The sequence below is a fragment of the Chelativorans sp. M5D2P16 genome (genome assembly GCF_034427935.1).
GTDB lineage: Bacteria > Pseudomonadota > Alphaproteobacteria > Rhizobiales > Rhizobiaceae > Chelativorans.
In genome coordinates this window covers 115,120-130,869 of the sequence record NZ_JAXQNM010000012.1, presented here as the reverse complement: position 1 = coordinate 130,869, position 15,750 = coordinate 115,120, and the positions used below count along the sequence as shown (strand labels likewise).

Sequence of the window (15,750 nt, the reverse complement as noted above, 5' to 3'; positions counted from 1 at the left end):
TCTCATGCGTTGGAAGCAATGTGGCCCGCCACTGCGGCAGGTTTGCGGGCATGGAAGAGGTCGAGCGTGGCACGCGTCTTGTCGAAGACACCGCTCCTGACCATTTCGTATCCCAGTTCGACGGCCGCGGCAAAACCTTCCTCGTCGGCGCCGCCATGGCTTTTGACGACGATGCCCTTGAGGCCGAGGAACACCCCGCCATTGGTCTTGCGCACATCCATCTTCTCACGCAGGCGCTCGAACGCCCCGCGTGCAAATAGGTATCCGATGCGCGCCATCAAGGTGCGGCTCATGGCCTCGCGCAGATAGGTGGAGATCTGGCGTGCCGTGCCTTCCGCCGCCTTCAGCGCGATATTGCCGGAGAAGCCCTCGGTGACCACCACGTCCACGGTGCCCTTGCCGATGTCGTCGCCTTCGACGAACCCCTCGTAGCGCATCGTCGCCAGTTGCGCCTCGCGCAGCATGCGACCGGCCTCCTTGACCTCCTCCTGGCCTTTGATTTCCTCGACACCGACGTTGAGGAGACCCACCGTCGGGCGCTCGATATCGAAAAGCGCGTTGGCCAGCGCTGCGCCCAGGATAGCGAAGTCGACGAGCTGCTGGGCGTCCGCGCCGATTGTCGCGCCGACATCCAGCACCACGCTCTGGCTGCGGATGGTGGGCCAGATGGCGGCGATGGCCGGGCGCTCGATATCGGCCATGGTGCGCAGGCAGAACTTGGACATGGCCATCAGCGCCCCGGTATTGCCGGCGGAAATGCAGGCATCCGCCTCGCCGGACTTCACCGCCTCGATCGCCCGCCACATGGAGGACTTCCAGCGTCCCTGGCGCAAGGCCTGGCTCGGCTTGTCGTCCATGCGCACCGCGACGTCGCAATGCGCGAACGTGCTTACCTCCTTCAGGCGCGGCAGGCGGTCGAGCACCGGGAGCACCGCCTCCTCACGGCCGAAAATGAGAAAACGCACATCCGGCCGGCGCTCGACGACCCGGACGAGGCTCGGGAGTGTGACCTCTGGGCCGTGGTCTCCGCCCATTGCGTCAATCGAAATGCGTATCACGCGTGAAGTGCCTCAAAAGTTGAGCGTTGGGGCTCGCGAAAAGTGCCGCGAAAATAGCGCTTTTGCGCCGCGGCACAACCTCGTTTCGCATAAACTCCCAGGATCAGTACCGGTCGCGCAGCTTCTTCAGCTCCCTGGCGAGCGGCCCGGCATCAGCCTCGGCCGGAGCCTCTTCCTCCGGCGGGTCGAGCTTCACGCCCTCCTTGCGCGGATAGGGATCGATGCCGAGAGCGAAGAATTCCTCCGCCAGCGCACCGATGTCGAGCGAATCGCCGATGAAGGGTTCCGGCGGATCTTCCCCCTCCGGATCCAGCACCAGCTCGCCGCCTTCATGTTCGACCCGTGCAAGGCGCGAGCCCTCGGGCACGAAAGTGGCTGCGATGTCTTCATCGATGCGCCCGGCGATCGGCTCCAGCGTCACCACGCAGCTCTGCATGATGTCGGCCTCCACACGTCCGAGCACGCGCACGCCACCCGCCTTCCACGGACGCACGGTAAGCTCCGCCCAGAAGCGCTCCACCGACAAAAGGTCGTGCAGGCGCGCCAACGCCGCGCGTTGGGCGCTGTCGGCCTGGATGGTCACCGTCGTGCCCTTCTCGGGAAGACGATTGACCCGCAGCGGATAGGAGACCGGGCTCGTTGCGGCACTATCGGTCATCGGTCACCTCCTCCTTCAACGGCGGAAAGCGAATCTTGCCGGCACGCAGATCGTCTCCGGTGGTCGCGGCGAGGATCGCATGCGCATCCAGAACGTAGGACGCGAGTTCGCCCGCTTCCTCCCATACGGCGCGCTCGGGCGCAATGTTCCGCTTCAAGGCGTCGCCAAGTGCGGCTGCATCCGCCCGGTCGACCGCCTCGCCATACGCCGACAACCGGCCGTAAAACATGCGCGCCAGCTTCTTCATGCGCTTGGGTACGCCCATATCGCCGATGCCGAGTTCGCGCAGCGAATGGTCGACCTCGAGAAAAAAGTGGTCCGTCAGTTCCTGGGCGATCTCCTTCAGCGCCCCTTCCTCGCCGCGCAGGCGGTGCAGGAGGAGAAAGACGTGCAGCGACATCATCTCGAAACGGCCGAGCGGCGTGTCCGGCACCCGCCAGGCGGAATAGAGCCGCGGCTGCCGCGCCGCCGCCACGATTTCCCCGTACAGAGCGTCCACGACCAAGCGTCGGTCGCGCCGGCCTCCACCGGAAAGCCACTGAAACATGGGAATGCGCTCCTTAAGGCTGATTCGGATATGATGCACACGGAGCCAGCGGCAAGTCCGGTTGCATCGATGCGAAAGCTGGTTTACCGCTTTTGCCGACGCGTGCAAGGTCGCGGCCGGCCAGCCGGGGCGCACTGGGTTCATGGGAGATGTCGTTGCAGGTGCGGAAATTCAAGACCAGAAACGGCTGTCAGCTCGCCTTCGTCACGGCGCTGGGTGCTGCCGCGATCGCATTGTCGGGATGCAATGCAGCCTCGACCCTCAATCCACGCCAGACCCTGACGCAGGGCTATGTCATCGACGAGCAGGCGCTGGAACTCGTTCCCGAAGGCTCGAGCCGCGAGCAGGTGCTCTTGGCGCTCGGAACCCCGTCGACCACGGCGACCTTCGACAACGAGGTCTTCTACTACATTTCGCAGAAGCGCGTGCGCGGCGCCGCCTTCATGAAACCGCGGCTGGTCGACCAGCAGGTCCTGGCCGTTTACTTCAACAACGACCAGCGCGTGGAGCGAATCGCCCATTACGGGATGAAGGATGGCAAGCTGTTCGACTTCATCACGCGGACCACGCCCACCGGCGGCAAGGACCAGAACTTCCTCGCCCAGATGATCGCCGGCGTCGCCTCCGGCCAGCCGCCGACGAATCCGCTGGGCGTGCAGTAGCGCCGAAGCGCGGCCACCGGCCGCAGCCGGTTTCAAGGAAAAGGCCCGCGGGAGAAAACCCGCGGGCCTTTTCGCGTTTGTCCTGCCTCAATGCGCCAGGACGGCCAGAAGCAGAAGCGCGATGATATTGGTGATCTTGATCATCGGATTGACTGCAGGGCCGGCCGTGTCCTTGTAGGGATCGCCCACCGTGTCGCCGGTGACCGAGGCCTTGTGTGCCTCCGACCCCTTCTCGTGGCGCACGCCGTCGCTGTCGATGAAGCCGTCCTCGAAGGACTTCTTGGCGTTGTCCCAGGCGCCGCCGCCGGCCGTCATGGAGATGGCGACGAACAGCCCGGTGACGATGACGCCGAGAAGCATGGCGCCTACGGAAGCAAACGCCTGGTTCTTGCCGCCGATCAGGTAGATGACACCGAAGACGACGAGCGGCGAGAGAACGGGCAGGAGCGAGGGCACGATCATTTCCTTGATCGCCGCCTTGGTCAGGAGATCGACCGCCCGGCTGTAATCCGGCTTCTCCGTTCCCTGCATGATGCCCGGCTTCTCCTTGAACTGCCGGCGCACCTCCTGGACGATGGCGCTACCCGCGCGGCCGACGGCGGTCATCGAAAGGCCGCCGAACAGGAAGGGCAGAAGGCCGCCGAACAGGAGACCGACCACGACATACGGGTTGGACAGGGCGAAATCGACCGTCACACCTTCGAAGAAGGAGCCCGGCTCCGCGTTTTCGGCGAAGAATTTGAGGTCCTCCGTATAGGCCGCGAACAGCACGAGCGCACCGAGGCCGGCCGAGCCGATGGCGTAGCCCTTCGTCACCGCCTTGGTCGTGTTGCCCACGGCGTCGAGCGCGTCCGTCGTCTGGCGCACTTCGGCCGGCAGGTCCGCCATCTCGGCGATGCCGCCGGCATTGTCCGTGACGGGGCCGAAGGCGTCGAGCGCCACCACCATGCCCGCCAGCGCCAGCATCGTCGTCACCGCAATGGCGATGCCGAAGAGGCCGGCCAGCACATAGCTCGCCAGGATGCCGGCGATGATGACCAGGGCCGGAAGCGCCGTGGCTTCCAGTGAAACTGCCAGGCCCTGGATGACATTGGTGCCATGGCCGGTCACGGATGCCTGGGCGATGGAGCGGACCGGACGGAACCCGACACCCGTGTAGTATTCGGTGATCCAGATGATGAGCCCTGTCACCGCCAGCCCGATGACGCCGCAGAAGAAGAGGCTGGCACCGCTGAACGTGGCCCCGCCGGCTTCGAAGGTGGTCGAACCGCCGAGCCACAGCCAGACGATGAGCGCCAGCGCCACCACCGAAAGAAGCGCCGTGGCCCAGAAGCCCTTGTAGAGGGCGCCCATGATCGAGTTGTTGGCACCCAGCTTGACGAAGAAGGTGCCGATGATCGACGTCACCACGCAGGCCGCGCCGATGACCAGCGGGAACAGCATGAGAGTGAAGGCGGTCTCTCCGGTGAAGAAGATGGAGGCCAGCACCATGGTGGCGACGACGGTGACCACGTAGGTCTCGAAGAGATCGGCCGCCATGCCGGCGCAGTCGCCGACATTGTCGCCCACATTATCGGCGATCGTGGCCGGGTTGCGAGGGTCATCCTCGGGAATGCCTGCCTCGACCTTGCCGACGAGGTCGCCGCCGACATCCGCGCCCTTCGTGAAGATGCCGCCGCCGAGGCGGGCGAAGATCGAGATCAGCGAAGCGCCGAAGCCGAGCGCCACCAGCGCGTCGATCACGGTACGGTCGGTCGGCGCATTGCCCATCGGGCCGATCAGTGTCCAGAAATAGACGGACACGCCGAGCAGCGCCAGGCCCGCCACCAGCAAGCCGGTGATGGCGCCGGACTTGAAGGCAATGTCGAGGCCGGCAGCCAGGCTGTTCGAAGCCGCCTGCGCCGTGCGCACATTGGCCCGCACCGACACGTGCATGCCGATGAAGCCCGCTGCCCCCGAAAGCACGGCGCCGATGAGGAAACCGATCGCCGCGGCCGCGTTCAGGAGCCACCAGGCGATCAGGAAGACCACCACGCCGACAAGGGCGATGGTCGTATACTGGCGCGTCAGATACGCCTGCGCACCCTCCCGAATAGCGCCGGCGATTTCCTGCATGCGCGCACTGCCCTGGTCGGCCGCAAGGACCGACTGCGTCGCCCAGATGGCGTAGAGGACAGAAAGCAGGCCGCAGGCGATGACGACATAAAGCATTGTCATTGCCAATTATCCCTTGATTTCGGCCCGCTGGAACCCCTCCCGGGCCTTGAGAAAGGCCGACGGCGGAAAATGCCGCAACCCAGGGCGCGACTTTGAGAAAGACACCGACGCCCGTCAAGCCTTCATGCGACGAATGTTCGCAGCGGGAGGCGTAGCGGCTTGCAGGGAGGCGACTTGAGGCGGGCGTTTGGTCAAGAAATCCAAGGGGAGAATCGATCCATTGCGGACGGGCACGATGCGACGGATAGAAGACTGCTTCGAGCCCAAACGCGACGGACGGGGAATTGGAACGTTCGACACTCTGCGGTCATCTATGCCAGCCGCCAATGAACGCCTCAATTGAGATTGCGGTCATTGTGGCACGCGGGTTATGGCAAAGGAGCCTTGATCGCAAACAGCGAGGCGTCCGTGGAAAACCCGATAGAAATCAGATGCCTCGTGTCGCTGCCAGATGGCATTGAGGATCTATGCGCAGAAGCCGCAGGTGACGGATTTCGCTTTATGGGCAAACTCACGAGCGGTTGGGAAGCTGGGACAAACCGCTTTGACAGGCCGGGCGAAGTTCTTCTTGGTGCCTTCCGCGGCGACATGTTGGTCGCCGTAGGCGGGCTTAACGTGGACCCCTATACGACTAAGGAAAACACCGGCCGCCTGCGTCATCTCTATGTGCTAAAGAGCGCCCGGCGCGAGGGGATCGCATCTATGTTGGTTCGGTACTTACTGGATGCAGCCCAAAGCTCGTTTGCCTGTGTCAGAGTTTTCACCGACACGCAGGAAGGGACGATGTTCTACGACGATCTTGGGTTTTCCCGCTCCGCGTCACCAACCGCATCCCACATCATGCCTATGCCAAAGTCAGCACGCAGGCGATGACCGCTTCGTCCGCTTCCTGGCCGTTCAATCAACGAGAACGTACCACCCAAGCGGCAGTCCAGCACATTCGCGCCAAACTTTCACTGCCCCGGCATCCCCGCCGCAGCATGTCCCCTGCCGCCGGCTCAAGCAACGCGCGCCCGGCGCCTGCGCCGGATGGCCAGCAGTGCCAGCATCACGAGACACGCGCCGGCCACCGGAAAAATCACCCAGTTCAGCATCTCCCAGCCGAAGGCGTTATAGACGCGGCCGGACATGAGGGAGGAGAAGGCGACGGTCGAGAACAGGATCAGGTCGTGAACGCCCTGCACCTTGTTGCGCTCCGAAGAGCGGTAGCAGTCGGCCACCATGGCGGTGGCGCCGATGAAGCCGAAATTCCAGCCGATGCCGAGCAGGATCAGCGCCAGCCAGAACTGCCACAGCGCGATCCCCGACAGCGCCACGAGGCCGCAGCCGATGAGAAGCAGAAGCCCGGTGGCGACGATCCGCTCCTTGCCGAAGCGGGTGATGAGGCGGCCGGTGACGAAGCTCGGCGCGAACATGGCCAGTACGTGCCAGGAGATGCCCAGCGTCGCCTCGTCCGGCGAAAACCCGCAACCGACGATCGCCAGCGGCGCACCCGTCATGACGAAGCTCATCAGCGCGAAGGAGCTGACCCCGCAAAGAAGGGCGACCAGGAAACGCGGCCGGGAAAGGATCTCGGCCAGCGGGCGGGCCGGTTCATCCTCCTCGGGGCCGGCAGCGGGCATATCCTTCGGCAGGCGAAGGAAGGAAAGGACGAGAGCGCCGACGGCGGCAAGGCCGACCACGGAGACGAAGGCCCCGGCGAACATCACGGGCGCGAAGAGCTCGCGCGTGTGAATGGCCGCCTGCGGGCCGATGATGGCGGCGAAGACGCCGCCCATCAGCACCCAGGCGATAGCGCGCGGCTTGAAGGTGGAGGGCGCGTTGTCGACCGCCGCAAAGCGGTATTGCTGAACGAACGCGTTGCCACCGCCGATGAAGAGCATGCCCAGCGCAAACAGCCAGAAACTGGCCTGAAAGAGCCCCAGGGCGGCGATTGCCCCGCCGAGCGCCGTCGCCCCCGTGCCGGAGACCAGACCGTTGCGGCGTCCGATCGCGCGCATCAAAAGCGCGGCCGGCAGTGCGGCGATCGCCACGCCGATATTGAAGCCGGTGACGGGTGCGGTCGCCAGCGACTTGTCGGCGCCCAGGAGATAGCTCCCCGCCAGACCGCCCATCGAAATGGCGATGGGGGCCGAGCTGCCGACCACCGCCTGTGCCGCCGCGAGAATGAGCGCGGTGCGTTTGGCTTCGCGGTGGCCGGTGTCGGTCAAGACGTTCCCTTCCCCCTGCCCTCGCCGCGGTTCCGGCTGGCCACGCGATCGAGAACGGCATTCACCAGCTTGGGCTCCTCTTCCCCGTAGAAGGCCTTGGCGATGTCCACATATTCGGAAATGATGACAGCGACCGGCACGTCCTTGCGGCCGGTCAATTCATAGACGCCGGCGCGCAGGATCGCCCGCAGCGTCGAATCGAGGCGCGACAGCGGCCAGTCCTCGGTGAGGGCATGGTGGATGATGGGATCGATCGCCTTCTGGTTCTCGACCACCCCCGAAAGGATGGCGCGGAACCACTGCGGATCCGCCTCCCGGTAAAGCGCCCCGTCGATCTCCTTGCCCAGCCGGAAAGCCTCGTACTCGGCCGTCGTCTCCATCAGGCCCGTGCCGCCCACGTCCATCTGATAGAGCGCCTGGACGGCGGCAAGCCGCGCCGCGCCGCGCTTGTTGGCCGGGCGGAAGGTGCCCGACGGCTCGTCTGCAGGATTCGCCACCTCAGGCTCCCAATCGTTCCCTGATCCCGATCAAGTCGAGGGCGGCCCTGGCCGCCGCATAGCCCTTGCCGCCGCCGGGATGGCTGCCCTCGCCCTTTTCGATCCGGACGAGCGCCTGCGCCTCGCTCTCGACCGTCAGAATGCCGTTGCCGACCGCCAGCCCATGGCGCACCGCCAGATCCATGAGCGCGCGGCTCGACTCGTTCGAGACTATCTCGAAATGATAGGTCTGGCCGCGGATGACGCAACCGAGCGCCACGAAGCCGTCATAGGCTTCGGCACCCTTTTTCGCCGCCTCGACCGCATAGGCGACCACGGCGGGGATCTCCAGCGACCCGGGCACCGTCACCACCTCGTACGCCGCGCCGGCCTCATCCAAGGCAAGCTTCGCGCCCTTCAGCAGGCCATCGGCCAGATGGTCGTAGAAGCGGGCCTCGACAATGAGGATTCTTGGTCTTTTCGTTGCCATTATTGTCTCCGGCGAGTGGCGATGGGAAGCGCTGGATTAGGCTTCTTTATCCGCCTGCGCAAGCCGTGCCGCATAGCGGGCCATGGTGTCGACCTCGATATTCACCGCGTCGCCCTTCTGCCGCTCCGCCCAGGTCGTCACGAGCAGCGAATGCTGGATGAGCAGCACGTCGAAACGGTTGCCGTCGACGCGATTGACGGTGAGCGACGTACCGTCGAGCGCGACCGACCCCTTGGGCGCGATGAACTTGGCCAGATCCTTCGGCGCCTCGAAAACGAAGCGCACCGCCTCGCCCTCCTCAAGCCGCTCCACGATCGGAGCCGTCCCGTCCACATGGCCGGCGACAATGTGGCCGCCGAGTTCGTCGCCCACCTTCAAGGGGCGTTCCAGATTGAGCCGCGTGCCTTCCGCCCAGTGCGACGTCGTCGTCAGCCGCAGGGCCTCTTCCCACGCCTCGACCTCGAACCAGCGTTGATTCGAGCCTCTTTCCGGCAGGGCGACGACGGTCAGGCAAACGCCCGCGCAAGCGATGGAGGCGCCGATATCGATGCTCTCGGGATCGTAATGCGTCTCGATCCGCAGCCGCCTGCCCTCGCGCAAGGGCGTGACCGAGACGACGGTACCCACATCGGTAATGATACCCGTGAACATCAGTCCGCCCTCACATACTCGAAATACAGATCCTCGCCGAAGCGGGCCTCGCGCCGTTTGGCGAAGCCAGCCGGGATATGGTCGGGATCGACCGGCGAGGCAATGCCATGCGCACCGATCGTGCGCGGCCCGACGAACAGGCAGAGCCGGTCCACCAGCCCTTCGGCAAGAAAGGCAGCGGCCGTATGGCCCCCGCCCTCGACCATCAGGCTGGAATAGCCGCGCGCGGCAAGGTCCTCGAGCAGTTCGGGAAGCGCGATGTTGCCGTCGAGCGCCTCCACCGCCAGGAACTCGACCCCCTGGTCGGCGTAGGCCGCACGACGCTCCGCCAAGATGTCGCTTGCGGCGGTGAGGAAGAGCGGCACCCGGCGCGCGCCCGCCACCAGCGCCGATTGCAATGGCAGGCGCAGGTGCCGGTCGAGCACGACGCGCGCCGGCGAGCGCCCTTCCAGCCCGGGCAGGCGGCAGGTGAGCACGGGATCGTCGGCAAGCGCCGTACCGATGCCGACCAGGATCGCGTCCGCCTCGGCGCGCATCAGATGCACCTGGGCGCGCGCACCTTCGCCCGTGATCGCGACCTGCCCCTCCCCCGCCACGCCGATCTTGCGATCGGCGGAAAGCGCCAGCTTGAGCACCACTTCCGGGCGTTTGTTGACGGAACGCGTGAGATACCCCCGCATCAGGTCGGCGGCCTCGTCGGCCAGCACACTTTCCACCACTTCGATCCCGGCGGCACGCAGGATGGCGTAACCCTTGCCGCTCACGCGCGGGTCCGGGTCGCTCGCCGCACCGACGACGCGCTTCACACCGGACGCGACCAGCGCCTCGGCACAGGGCGGCGTGCGGCCGTGGTGGGCGCAGGGCTCCAGCGTCACATAGGCGGTCGCTCCGTGTGCCTTGTCGCCCGCTTCCGCGATCGCCTGCGGCTCGGCATGCGGACGGCCGCCGACGGCCGTCACGCCCCGCCCGACGATACAGGGCCCCGCACCATCGTCGCGGACGATCAGCGTGGCGACGGACGGATTGGTGCCGGTGAGCCCGAGATGGCGCCGTGACAGCCGGATGGCGGCGGCCATGAAGCGCTGGTCGGTTTCCCGTGTAAAGGCACCCTGCATTATTCTAATCCGTCAGAAGGTCATGGCGGGAACGGACGCATCGGGGCCCTCGCGCACCAGCTTTCAAGCCGTTGCTATCCGCCTTCCCGCCGCCGAGGAACATCGGTCACTCACTCCGCGCCCGGCCCCTTCAGCTCGCCCAGCACATCCTGAAAATCCTTCGCCTCGCGGAAATTGCGATAGACGGAGGCATAGCGCACATAGGCGACGTCATCGAGCGATTTCAGCGCTTCCATGACGAGAAGCCCGATCTCGTCCGAGGCGATCTCGCTCTCGCCGGAGCTTTCGAGCTGGCGTACGATGCCGGTGACCGCGCGCTCCACCCGCTCCGGCTCCACGTTGCGCTTTCTCAACGCGATGTCGAAGGAACGCATCAGCTTGTCTCGGTCGAACGGCACCTTGCGGCCGGAGCGCTTGATCACCACGAGATCGCGCAACTGCACGCGCTCGAAGGTGGTGAAGCGCCCCCCGCAATCGGGACAGGCGCGCCGGCGGCGGATCGCGGCGCCGTCCTCGGCCGGCCGTGAATCCTTCACCTGGGTGTCCTCGGACTGGCAGTAGGGACAGCGCATGCGAACCTTTCCCGGCGGGAATCGCCCTTCTTCGCTATCCCTAGCCCAGATAGGGGTAGAGCGGAAAGCGATCGGTGAGCGCGACCACCTTCTTCTTGACGGCCTCCTCGACCGCCAGATTGCCCTCGTCGGAATTGGCGGCCTTCAGCCCGTCGAGGACCTCGGCGATCAGCTTGCCGATCTCGGCGAATTCCGCGACGCCGAAGCCGCGCGTCGTGCCCGCAGGCGTGCCGAGACGGACGCCGGAGGTGACGAAGGGCTTTTCCGGATCGAAGGGAATGCCGTTCTTGTTGCAGGTGATATTGGCGCGTCCGAGAGCGGCCTCGGCGCGTTTTCCCGTGGCGTTCTTGGGACGCAGGTCGACGAGCATGAGGTGGTTGTCCGTGCCGCCGGAGACGATGTCGAGGCCGGTCTCCTGGAGGCTGGAGGCGAGTGCCCGCGCGTTCGCCACCACCTGGTGCGCATAGGCCTTGAAATCGGGCTTGAGCGCCTCGCCGAGCGCCACCGCCTTGGCGGCGATGACGTGCATCAGCGGTCCGCCCTGCAGGCCGGGGAAAACGGCGGAGTTGATCTTCTTGGCGATGTCCTCGTCATTGGTGAGGATCATGCCGCCGCGCGGCCCGCGCAGCGATTTGTGCGTGGTCGTCGTGACCACATGCGCATGCGGCAGCGGCGAAGGGTGCGCGTCGCCCGCAACGAGCCCGGCGATATGCGCCATGTCGACCATCAGATAGGCGCCAACATCGTCAGCAATCTCGCGGAAACGCTTCCAGTCCCAGATGCGCGAATAGGCCGTGCCGCCGGCCAGAATCAGCTTCGGCTTCTTCTCATGCGCCAGCCGCTCCACCGCCTCCATGTCGAGGAGATGGTCGTCCTCACGCACGCCGTAGGAGACGACGTTGAACCACTTGCCCGACATGTTGACCGGCGAGCCGTGGGTGAGATGCCCGCCGGAATTGAGATCGAGCCCCATGAAGGTGTCGCCGGGCTGAAGCAGCGCCAGGAAGACCGCCTGGTTCATCTGGCTGCCGGAGTTGGGCTGCACATTGGCGAACTTGCAGTCGAAGAGCCTTTTCGCCCGCTCGATCGCCAGTTCCTCGACCACGTCGACGAACTCGCAGCCGCCGTAATAGCGCCGGCCGGGATAACCCTCGGCATATTTGTTGGTGAGAACGGTCCCCTGCGCCTCGAGCACCGCGCGCGAGACGATGTTCTCCGAGGCAATGAGCTCGATCTCGTGGCGTTGCCGGCCGAGTTCGTTGCGAACGGCCTCGAAAATGGCGCCGTCGGCCTCTTCGAGCGGCTTGGAGAAGAAGGATTCGGTGTCGAGCGATGCGGCGGACGCATTTGCCATGGCAGTCTATCCTTGCGCTGATAAGAACTGTGCGTGTCGGAAACCGCGCCGCCATTAACATCTTTCGCGCCGCGTCACCACGTCTTGCGCATAATTTTCGAACCGACGCGACATATCGCGCGACACGCTGTGCCGCAGGCGAACCAGGACCGTCGAGCCGCCCGGCTTCCAGAGCGCGATCACGACGTCGGCCCGGACACCACAGGGCTCGATCGCAATCACCCGCAAACTCACCACCGCACCAAGACATTTTGACGGAAACACGAATCCGCGTGACGAAACACAGTATACCTTATAAAATTCTCCTCCCATTTTCAAAATTTCATAGATGAAAAAAGATTATGTTGCATATATGTTATAGAGATCGCAATTCACATCCAAAACCTCTTTCTAAATCTATACCGTCTTCGGTCATACATTCCGAGCATCGTTCAAAGCCGCTGCGGGAGCGCACTTCTTCCGCGACACGCAAAAGCCGGCACCGGGCGAGCATACACACGGGTTACCGGCCGTGCATCGACGACGCACCCGTCGAGCCGCTGCTGGTCGGCCATTCGCCGTACGGGGGGCCGGTCTGATGGATTTCCTCAAGATCCTCTGGATGCTCCTCATCGCCTCCATCCCCGGCTGCCTGGAAAGCTATTCCTGGCACCAGAAGGTGACGATCGAGGTCGAGACGCCGGAAGGCGTCAAGACCGGATCGAGCGTCGTCGCTGTCCGATGGAAGGAGAACGGCGAACTCGGCAGACTCAACGGCCCCGCCTTCCACTCCAACGTGGAGGGCGAGGCGCCGTTCGTGGAGGTGAAGCCGGGCGCGTATCTCTTCGCGATCCTCCGGGGCGCGGCCTTTCTGGCACCCTGCACCTTCGTCGGCGGCGCGCCGATCAGCTCGCATGACGGCCTGCTGGTGAACTATGGCCTCATCGCGCAGACGGGGCCGGAGCTGGAGCGCTCGCGCGAGACGCGCACCGTGCCGGAGGAGTGCATGCCCATGCTGGTGACGTTCAAGGATATCAACGACGCCGCGACTGTAGAGAGGGTCAATCCGGACGACCTGTCGGCGACCTTCGGGCCAGGCTTTCAGATGAAATCCATCATCCTTGGGATTACCGACAAACCCAAGACCCGCGGCAAGGTTGAGACGGTTCTGAGGTGGTGGTGTGATTATCGGAAACGCAGGGCACGACTGAACGGATCAACAGAAATCGGCATATCCGATAATGAGCTATCAAATAATTTAGGGACGGGACAATTCAAAATAGGAGATTGTGAATGAGCATTCATAAAGATTTGTTCTTGGCCATTATTTCCATGGATTCCTACAATCGAGGGTACAACGCAGGATTATCTGATGGAAAGCATATAAACAATGGCATTGATTATGGTCTGGGTGACACGGTCGGCACTCAAATAGGAACAGCAAAGATCATACGCCGCTCTGATTCAGATCCCAACAGCTTTGAGGTGAATGCCGGCTTCTACGGCGTCGCCTACGAATGGAACGGCCAGACCATCATCTCCTATCGCGGCACCGATGACGACGACGTGTTCGATACCGCGAGCGATATATGGAACGGCTGGACGATGGGCGCCGGCTACCCGGATTCGAGCGAAGGCCGGCTGGCGATCAAGTTCTACGAAACCGTGGTCCGGCAGATGAACGGCGATCCGTCGCTCACCGTCTATGACGACGCGCCCGTCAAGCCGCTGCTGGTCGGGCATTCGTTGGGTGGCGGGCTGGCCGGTTTCGTGTCGGCGCTCTCGGGCACGCCGGCAATGGTCTTCGACCATATGCCATTCGGTGCCGCCGCAATGGGGGCTGTCGACTCTGAGTTGCAGCGGCGCGTGGCGGGGGTTGATGATGAGACTTCCTGGCTTCCATTCAATTTCAATTCTGTCCCCGTCACGCCGGAACGGCTAACGTCGCTCGGCATGCATGTGCCCGATTTCGACATGATACGAGCGATGCATGTGCAGGGCGAAGTCGCCGAAGGCCTGCGCGACGGTTCCACCGCCTTGAGGTACGGCGCCCTGGGGACCGCGCTCGGGGGGCTGCTTGGGCCGCTCGCGGCATATTTCGGCTACAAGGTATCCACCGGCCAGAGCGAGGCCGAGCGGAAGATCGACAATACACAGCTCGAGACCTTCGGCTGGGACGGCGACGAGACGGCGCGCCACAAGCAGGCGCTTCTGGTGACGCTGCTCTATGCGAAGGAGAACCATGGGGACGACTGGCATGCGGTGGCCGACAGCCTTCTCGACGCGTTCTTCGATGATTACGTAGCCCACGCAACGGATAGGACAGAACCATATCGGTTCCCCCGCACGTCCGATATCGTCGGCGACGTGCAAACGGCCATCGCCTACTCGGCCCTGGACGAAGGCACGCTGCCCTTCGGCAATACGGGCATCCGGGCGATCTTCGACGACGCCGGGCAACTCGGGCGCATCATGAGCGCCGACGATGCGCCGGCGGCGCTCAAGGATTTTGTGCCGGTGATCGCCAAGTTCATCGTCGCCTATGGCGGCCTTCTGGCCGTGAAAGCCGATACGGACGCCGGCCATCGCACGGGCATTCTCTCGATCGACGACGACACGGCTTCCGTTTCCATCGTCGGGCCGGAATGGATTTCGCAGGGTTGCCTGACGAGGATGTCAGTGCCGACGGCAGAGGCGTATACAGGGCAACGACAGAACTGTTTAGCTATTTCAACGTCCCTGACCGCCATGATCTGCGCAAGGTGATGTTCTCCACCACCACGAGCGACAGCGATCACATGATCGCATCGGAGGCAGCGAAGGGTAGCGTTCTCTTCCTGGGCGGCGAAGGCAGGGAAACCATCACGAGCGCGTGCGACAAAGCCTATATCTTCTCCGGGCCGGGTAACGACGAAATCTTTGTCGACGGCAGCAGGAACACGCTCCGCACGGGCGACGGCGACGATCTCGTTCACATCCTTTCAGGAGACGATGCGGATATCAGAGGCGGCAGCGGGATCGATACGGTCGACTTTTCGGAAGCTGTGAACGAGAAGGGTCTTCTGTTCGGCTCCGTTAAAGCGGGAGATAACGGGCTCTCCTTCTTCGTGTCAGACAACTTTTTCATGGATATCGAGCGGCTGGTGGGCACGCGGCAAGCGGACACGTTCAGATTTTCAGGTGCGGATATGACTGACGCCTGGACGACCTACTGTCTCGATGGTGGCGGGGGCGACGACAGGATTGCGTTCATAGAGCAAGACGGCCCCATTTCCGTCGATCTGGCGAAGGGAAAGGCAAGCGTTGGAGAGCTTCTGGGCTCAGGGACGCTCGAGATCGACCTGATCGGGATCAATCAGATCACTGCCGGCAACGGAAATGATGTACTCACCGGCAACGAACGCGACAACCTGCTTGAAGGGAATGCAGGGGCCGACACGCTCGACGGCGGAGCCGGCGATGATATCCTTGCAGGTGGCTATGGAGCCGACCGCTTCATCCTGAGCGAAGGCGAAGATGTAATTCAGGACTTCGACCCTCATGCCGGGGACCGGCTGGTTGGGTCCGGCAGCTTCACCGACACCACGTTCGAAGAGCACCACGCCGTGGAGGTCGCCGGAACGATCATTGATGACCCCTATAAAGACGCTGCCTATTACAACGACCTCGCCGCTCAGGGCTTGATCTGGGCGTAAGGCGATACCGTTCCGCTCGGCCCGAACCGGCAGCGCCGCCCGGGGCATTCCCTTGTAAATGGAAAA

16 protein-coding genes are annotated in these 15,750 nt (G+C 63.9%); 5 read left to right on the top strand and 11 right to left on the bottom strand.

Going from position 1 to position 15,750, the window contains the following annotated elements; translation table 11 throughout:
* Positions 1–2: 2 nt before the first annotated feature.
* The 3 genes from plsX to SIN08_RS06370 form a co-directional block, all read right to left on the bottom strand.
* The gene (plsX, locus tag SIN08_RS06380; RefSeq protein WP_322450743.1) at positions 3–1,058 is read right to left on the bottom strand and encodes a phosphate acyltransferase PlsX; all 1,056 of its coding nucleotides are present in this window, start codon (positions 1,056–1,058) and stop codon (positions 3–5) included.
* Positions 1,059–1,161: 103 nt separating this feature from the next.
* The gene (locus tag SIN08_RS06375; RefSeq protein ID WP_322450742.1) at positions 1,162–1,716 is read right to left on the bottom strand and encodes a DUF177 domain-containing protein; all 555 of its coding nucleotides are present in this window, start codon (positions 1,714–1,716) and stop codon (positions 1,162–1,164) included.
* Positions 1,706–2,263 (bottom strand): ubiquinol-cytochrome C chaperone family protein, encoded by a 558-nt coding sequence (locus SIN08_RS06370; protein WP_322450741.1) that lies wholly within the window; start codon positions 2,261–2,263, stop codon positions 1,706–1,708. The genes SIN08_RS06375 and SIN08_RS06370 overlap by 11 nt, the downstream gene beginning before the upstream one ends.
* Positions 2,264–2,412: 149 nt before the next feature.
* On the opposite strand from SIN08_RS06370, the gene SIN08_RS06365 reads away from it, so the two are divergent.
* Positions 2,413–2,925 carry an outer membrane protein assembly factor BamE gene (locus tag SIN08_RS06365; RefSeq protein WP_322450740.1) on the top strand — a complete coding sequence of 171 codons (513 nt, stop codon included), beginning with the start codon at positions 2,413–2,415 and terminating at the stop codon, positions 2,923–2,925.
* Between the two features lie 87 nt (positions 2,926–3,012).
* On the opposite strand, the gene SIN08_RS06360 is transcribed toward SIN08_RS06365, so the two are convergent.
* Positions 3,013–5,142: a sodium-translocating pyrophosphatase gene (locus tag SIN08_RS06360; RefSeq protein ID WP_322450739.1), complete on the bottom strand. Its 2,130-nt coding sequence runs from the start codon at positions 5,140–5,142 to the stop codon at positions 3,013–3,015.
* A gap of 384 nt (positions 5,143–5,526) precedes the next feature.
* On the opposite strand from SIN08_RS06360, the gene SIN08_RS06355 reads away from it, so the two are divergent.
* Positions 5,527–6,015 (top strand): GNAT family N-acetyltransferase, encoded by a 489-nt coding sequence (locus SIN08_RS06355; protein ID WP_322450738.1) that lies wholly within the window; start codon positions 5,527–5,529, stop codon positions 6,013–6,015.
* A 125-nt stretch (positions 6,016–6,140) separates the two neighbouring features.
* Here SIN08_RS06355 and SIN08_RS06350 read toward each other — a convergent pair whose 3' ends face one another.
* The 7 genes from SIN08_RS06350 to glyA all read right to left on the bottom strand — a co-directional run bounded on the left by SIN08_RS06350 (position 6,141) and on the right by glyA (position 12,010).
* Complete coding sequence (locus tag SIN08_RS06350; RefSeq protein ID WP_322450737.1) at positions 6,141–7,352, bottom strand: MFS transporter; 1,212 nt, start codon at positions 7,350–7,352, stop codon at positions 6,141–6,143.
* Positions 7,349–7,849, bottom strand: coding sequence for a transcription antitermination factor NusB (nusB, locus tag SIN08_RS06345; RefSeq protein ID WP_322450736.1), 501 nt, complete (start codon positions 7,847–7,849; stop codon positions 7,349–7,351). The genes SIN08_RS06350 and nusB overlap by 4 nt, the downstream gene beginning before the upstream one ends.
* A 1-nt stretch (position 7,850) precedes the next feature.
* Positions 7,851–8,318 carry a 6,7-dimethyl-8-ribityllumazine synthase gene (gene ribH, locus SIN08_RS06340; RefSeq protein WP_322450735.1) on the bottom strand — a complete coding sequence of 156 codons (468 nt, stop codon included), beginning with the start codon at positions 8,316–8,318 and terminating at the stop codon, positions 7,851–7,853.
* 36 nt (positions 8,319–8,354) lie between these two features.
* Entirely contained in the window at positions 8,355–8,969 is a 615-nt protein-coding gene (locus SIN08_RS06335; RefSeq protein WP_322450734.1) for a riboflavin synthase, read from the bottom strand.
* Complete coding sequence (ribD, locus tag SIN08_RS06330; protein WP_322450733.1) at positions 8,969–10,084, bottom strand: bifunctional diaminohydroxyphosphoribosylaminopyrimidine deaminase/5-amino-6-(5-phosphoribosylamino)uracil reductase RibD; 1,116 nt, start codon at positions 10,082–10,084, stop codon at positions 8,969–8,971. The genes SIN08_RS06335 and ribD overlap by 1 nt, the downstream gene beginning before the upstream one ends.
* Positions 10,085–10,194: 110 nt before the next feature.
* Positions 10,195–10,656: a transcriptional regulator NrdR gene (gene nrdR, locus SIN08_RS06325; protein WP_322450732.1), complete on the bottom strand. Its 462-nt coding sequence runs from the start codon at positions 10,654–10,656 to the stop codon at positions 10,195–10,197.
* 40 nt (positions 10,657–10,696) lie between these two features.
* Positions 10,697–12,010 carry a serine hydroxymethyltransferase gene (gene glyA / locus SIN08_RS06320; protein WP_322450731.1) on the bottom strand — a complete coding sequence of 438 codons (1,314 nt, stop codon included), beginning with the start codon at positions 12,008–12,010 and terminating at the stop codon, positions 10,697–10,699.
* A 577-nt stretch (positions 12,011–12,587) separates the two neighbouring features.
* On the opposite strand from glyA, the gene SIN08_RS06315 reads away from it, so the two are divergent.
* Genes SIN08_RS06315 through SIN08_RS06305 form a run of 3 tightly spaced genes read left to right on the top strand, consistent with a single transcriptional unit; the run spans position 12,588 to position 15,684 of the window.
* Positions 12,588–13,286, top strand: a complete 699-nt coding sequence (locus SIN08_RS06315) for a hypothetical protein (protein WP_322450730.1) — start codon at positions 12,588–12,590, stop codon at positions 13,284–13,286.
* Complete coding sequence (locus SIN08_RS06310) at positions 13,283–14,755, top strand: hypothetical protein (RefSeq protein WP_322450729.1); 1,473 nt, start codon at positions 13,283–13,285, stop codon at positions 14,753–14,755. The genes SIN08_RS06315 and SIN08_RS06310 overlap by 4 nt, the downstream gene beginning before the upstream one ends.
* Positions 14,755–15,684, top strand: a complete 930-nt coding sequence (locus SIN08_RS06305; RefSeq protein WP_322450900.1) for a calcium-binding protein — start codon at positions 14,755–14,757, stop codon at positions 15,682–15,684. Before SIN08_RS06310 ends, SIN08_RS06305 begins: the two co-directional genes overlap by 1 nt.
* The last annotated feature ends 66 nt before the right edge of the window (positions 15,685–15,750 follow it).

What these genes read in the sequence shown, in the direction of transcription:
- SIN08_RS06375 (WP_322450742.1), bottom strand. Translation starts at nt 1,716, where the DNA reads ATGACCGATAGTGCCGCAACGAGCCCGGTCTCCTATCCGCTGCGGGTC.
- SIN08_RS06370 (WP_322450741.1), bottom strand. Translation starts at nt 2,263, where the DNA reads ATGTTTCAGTGGCTTTCCGGTGGAGGCCGGCGCGACCGACGCTTGGTC.
- SIN08_RS06365 (WP_322450740.1), top strand. Translation starts at nt 2,413, where the DNA reads ATGTCGTTGCAGGTGCGGAAATTCAAGACCAGAAACGGCTGTCAGCTC.
- SIN08_RS06360 (WP_322450739.1), bottom strand. Translation starts at nt 5,142, where the DNA reads ATGACAATGCTTTATGTCGTCATCGCCTGCGGCCTGCTTTCTGTCCTC.
- ribH (WP_322450735.1), bottom strand. Translation starts at nt 8,318, where the DNA reads ATGGCAACGAAAAGACCAAGAATCCTCATTGTCGAGGCCCGCTTCTAC.
- SIN08_RS06335 (WP_322450734.1), bottom strand. Translation starts at nt 8,969, where the DNA reads ATGTTCACGGGTATCATTACCGATGTGGGTACCGTCGTCTCGGTCACG.
- ribD (WP_322450733.1), bottom strand. Translation starts at nt 10,084, where the DNA reads ATGCAGGGTGCCTTTACACGGGAAACCGACCAGCGCTTCATGGCCGCC.
- nrdR (WP_322450732.1), bottom strand. Translation starts at nt 10,656, where the DNA reads ATGCGCTGTCCCTACTGCCAGTCCGAGGACACCCAGGTGAAGGATTCA.
- glyA (WP_322450731.1), bottom strand. Translation starts at nt 12,010, where the DNA reads ATGGCAAATGCGTCCGCCGCATCGCTCGACACCGAATCCTTCTTCTCC.
- SIN08_RS06315 (WP_322450730.1), top strand. Translation starts at nt 12,588, where the DNA reads ATGGATTTCCTCAAGATCCTCTGGATGCTCCTCATCGCCTCCATCCCC.
- SIN08_RS06310 (WP_322450729.1), top strand. Translation starts at nt 13,283, where the DNA reads ATGAGCATTCATAAAGATTTGTTCTTGGCCATTATTTCCATGGATTCC.
- SIN08_RS06305 (WP_322450900.1), top strand. Translation starts at nt 14,755, where the DNA reads ATGTTCTCCACCACCACGAGCGACAGCGATCACATGATCGCATCGGAG.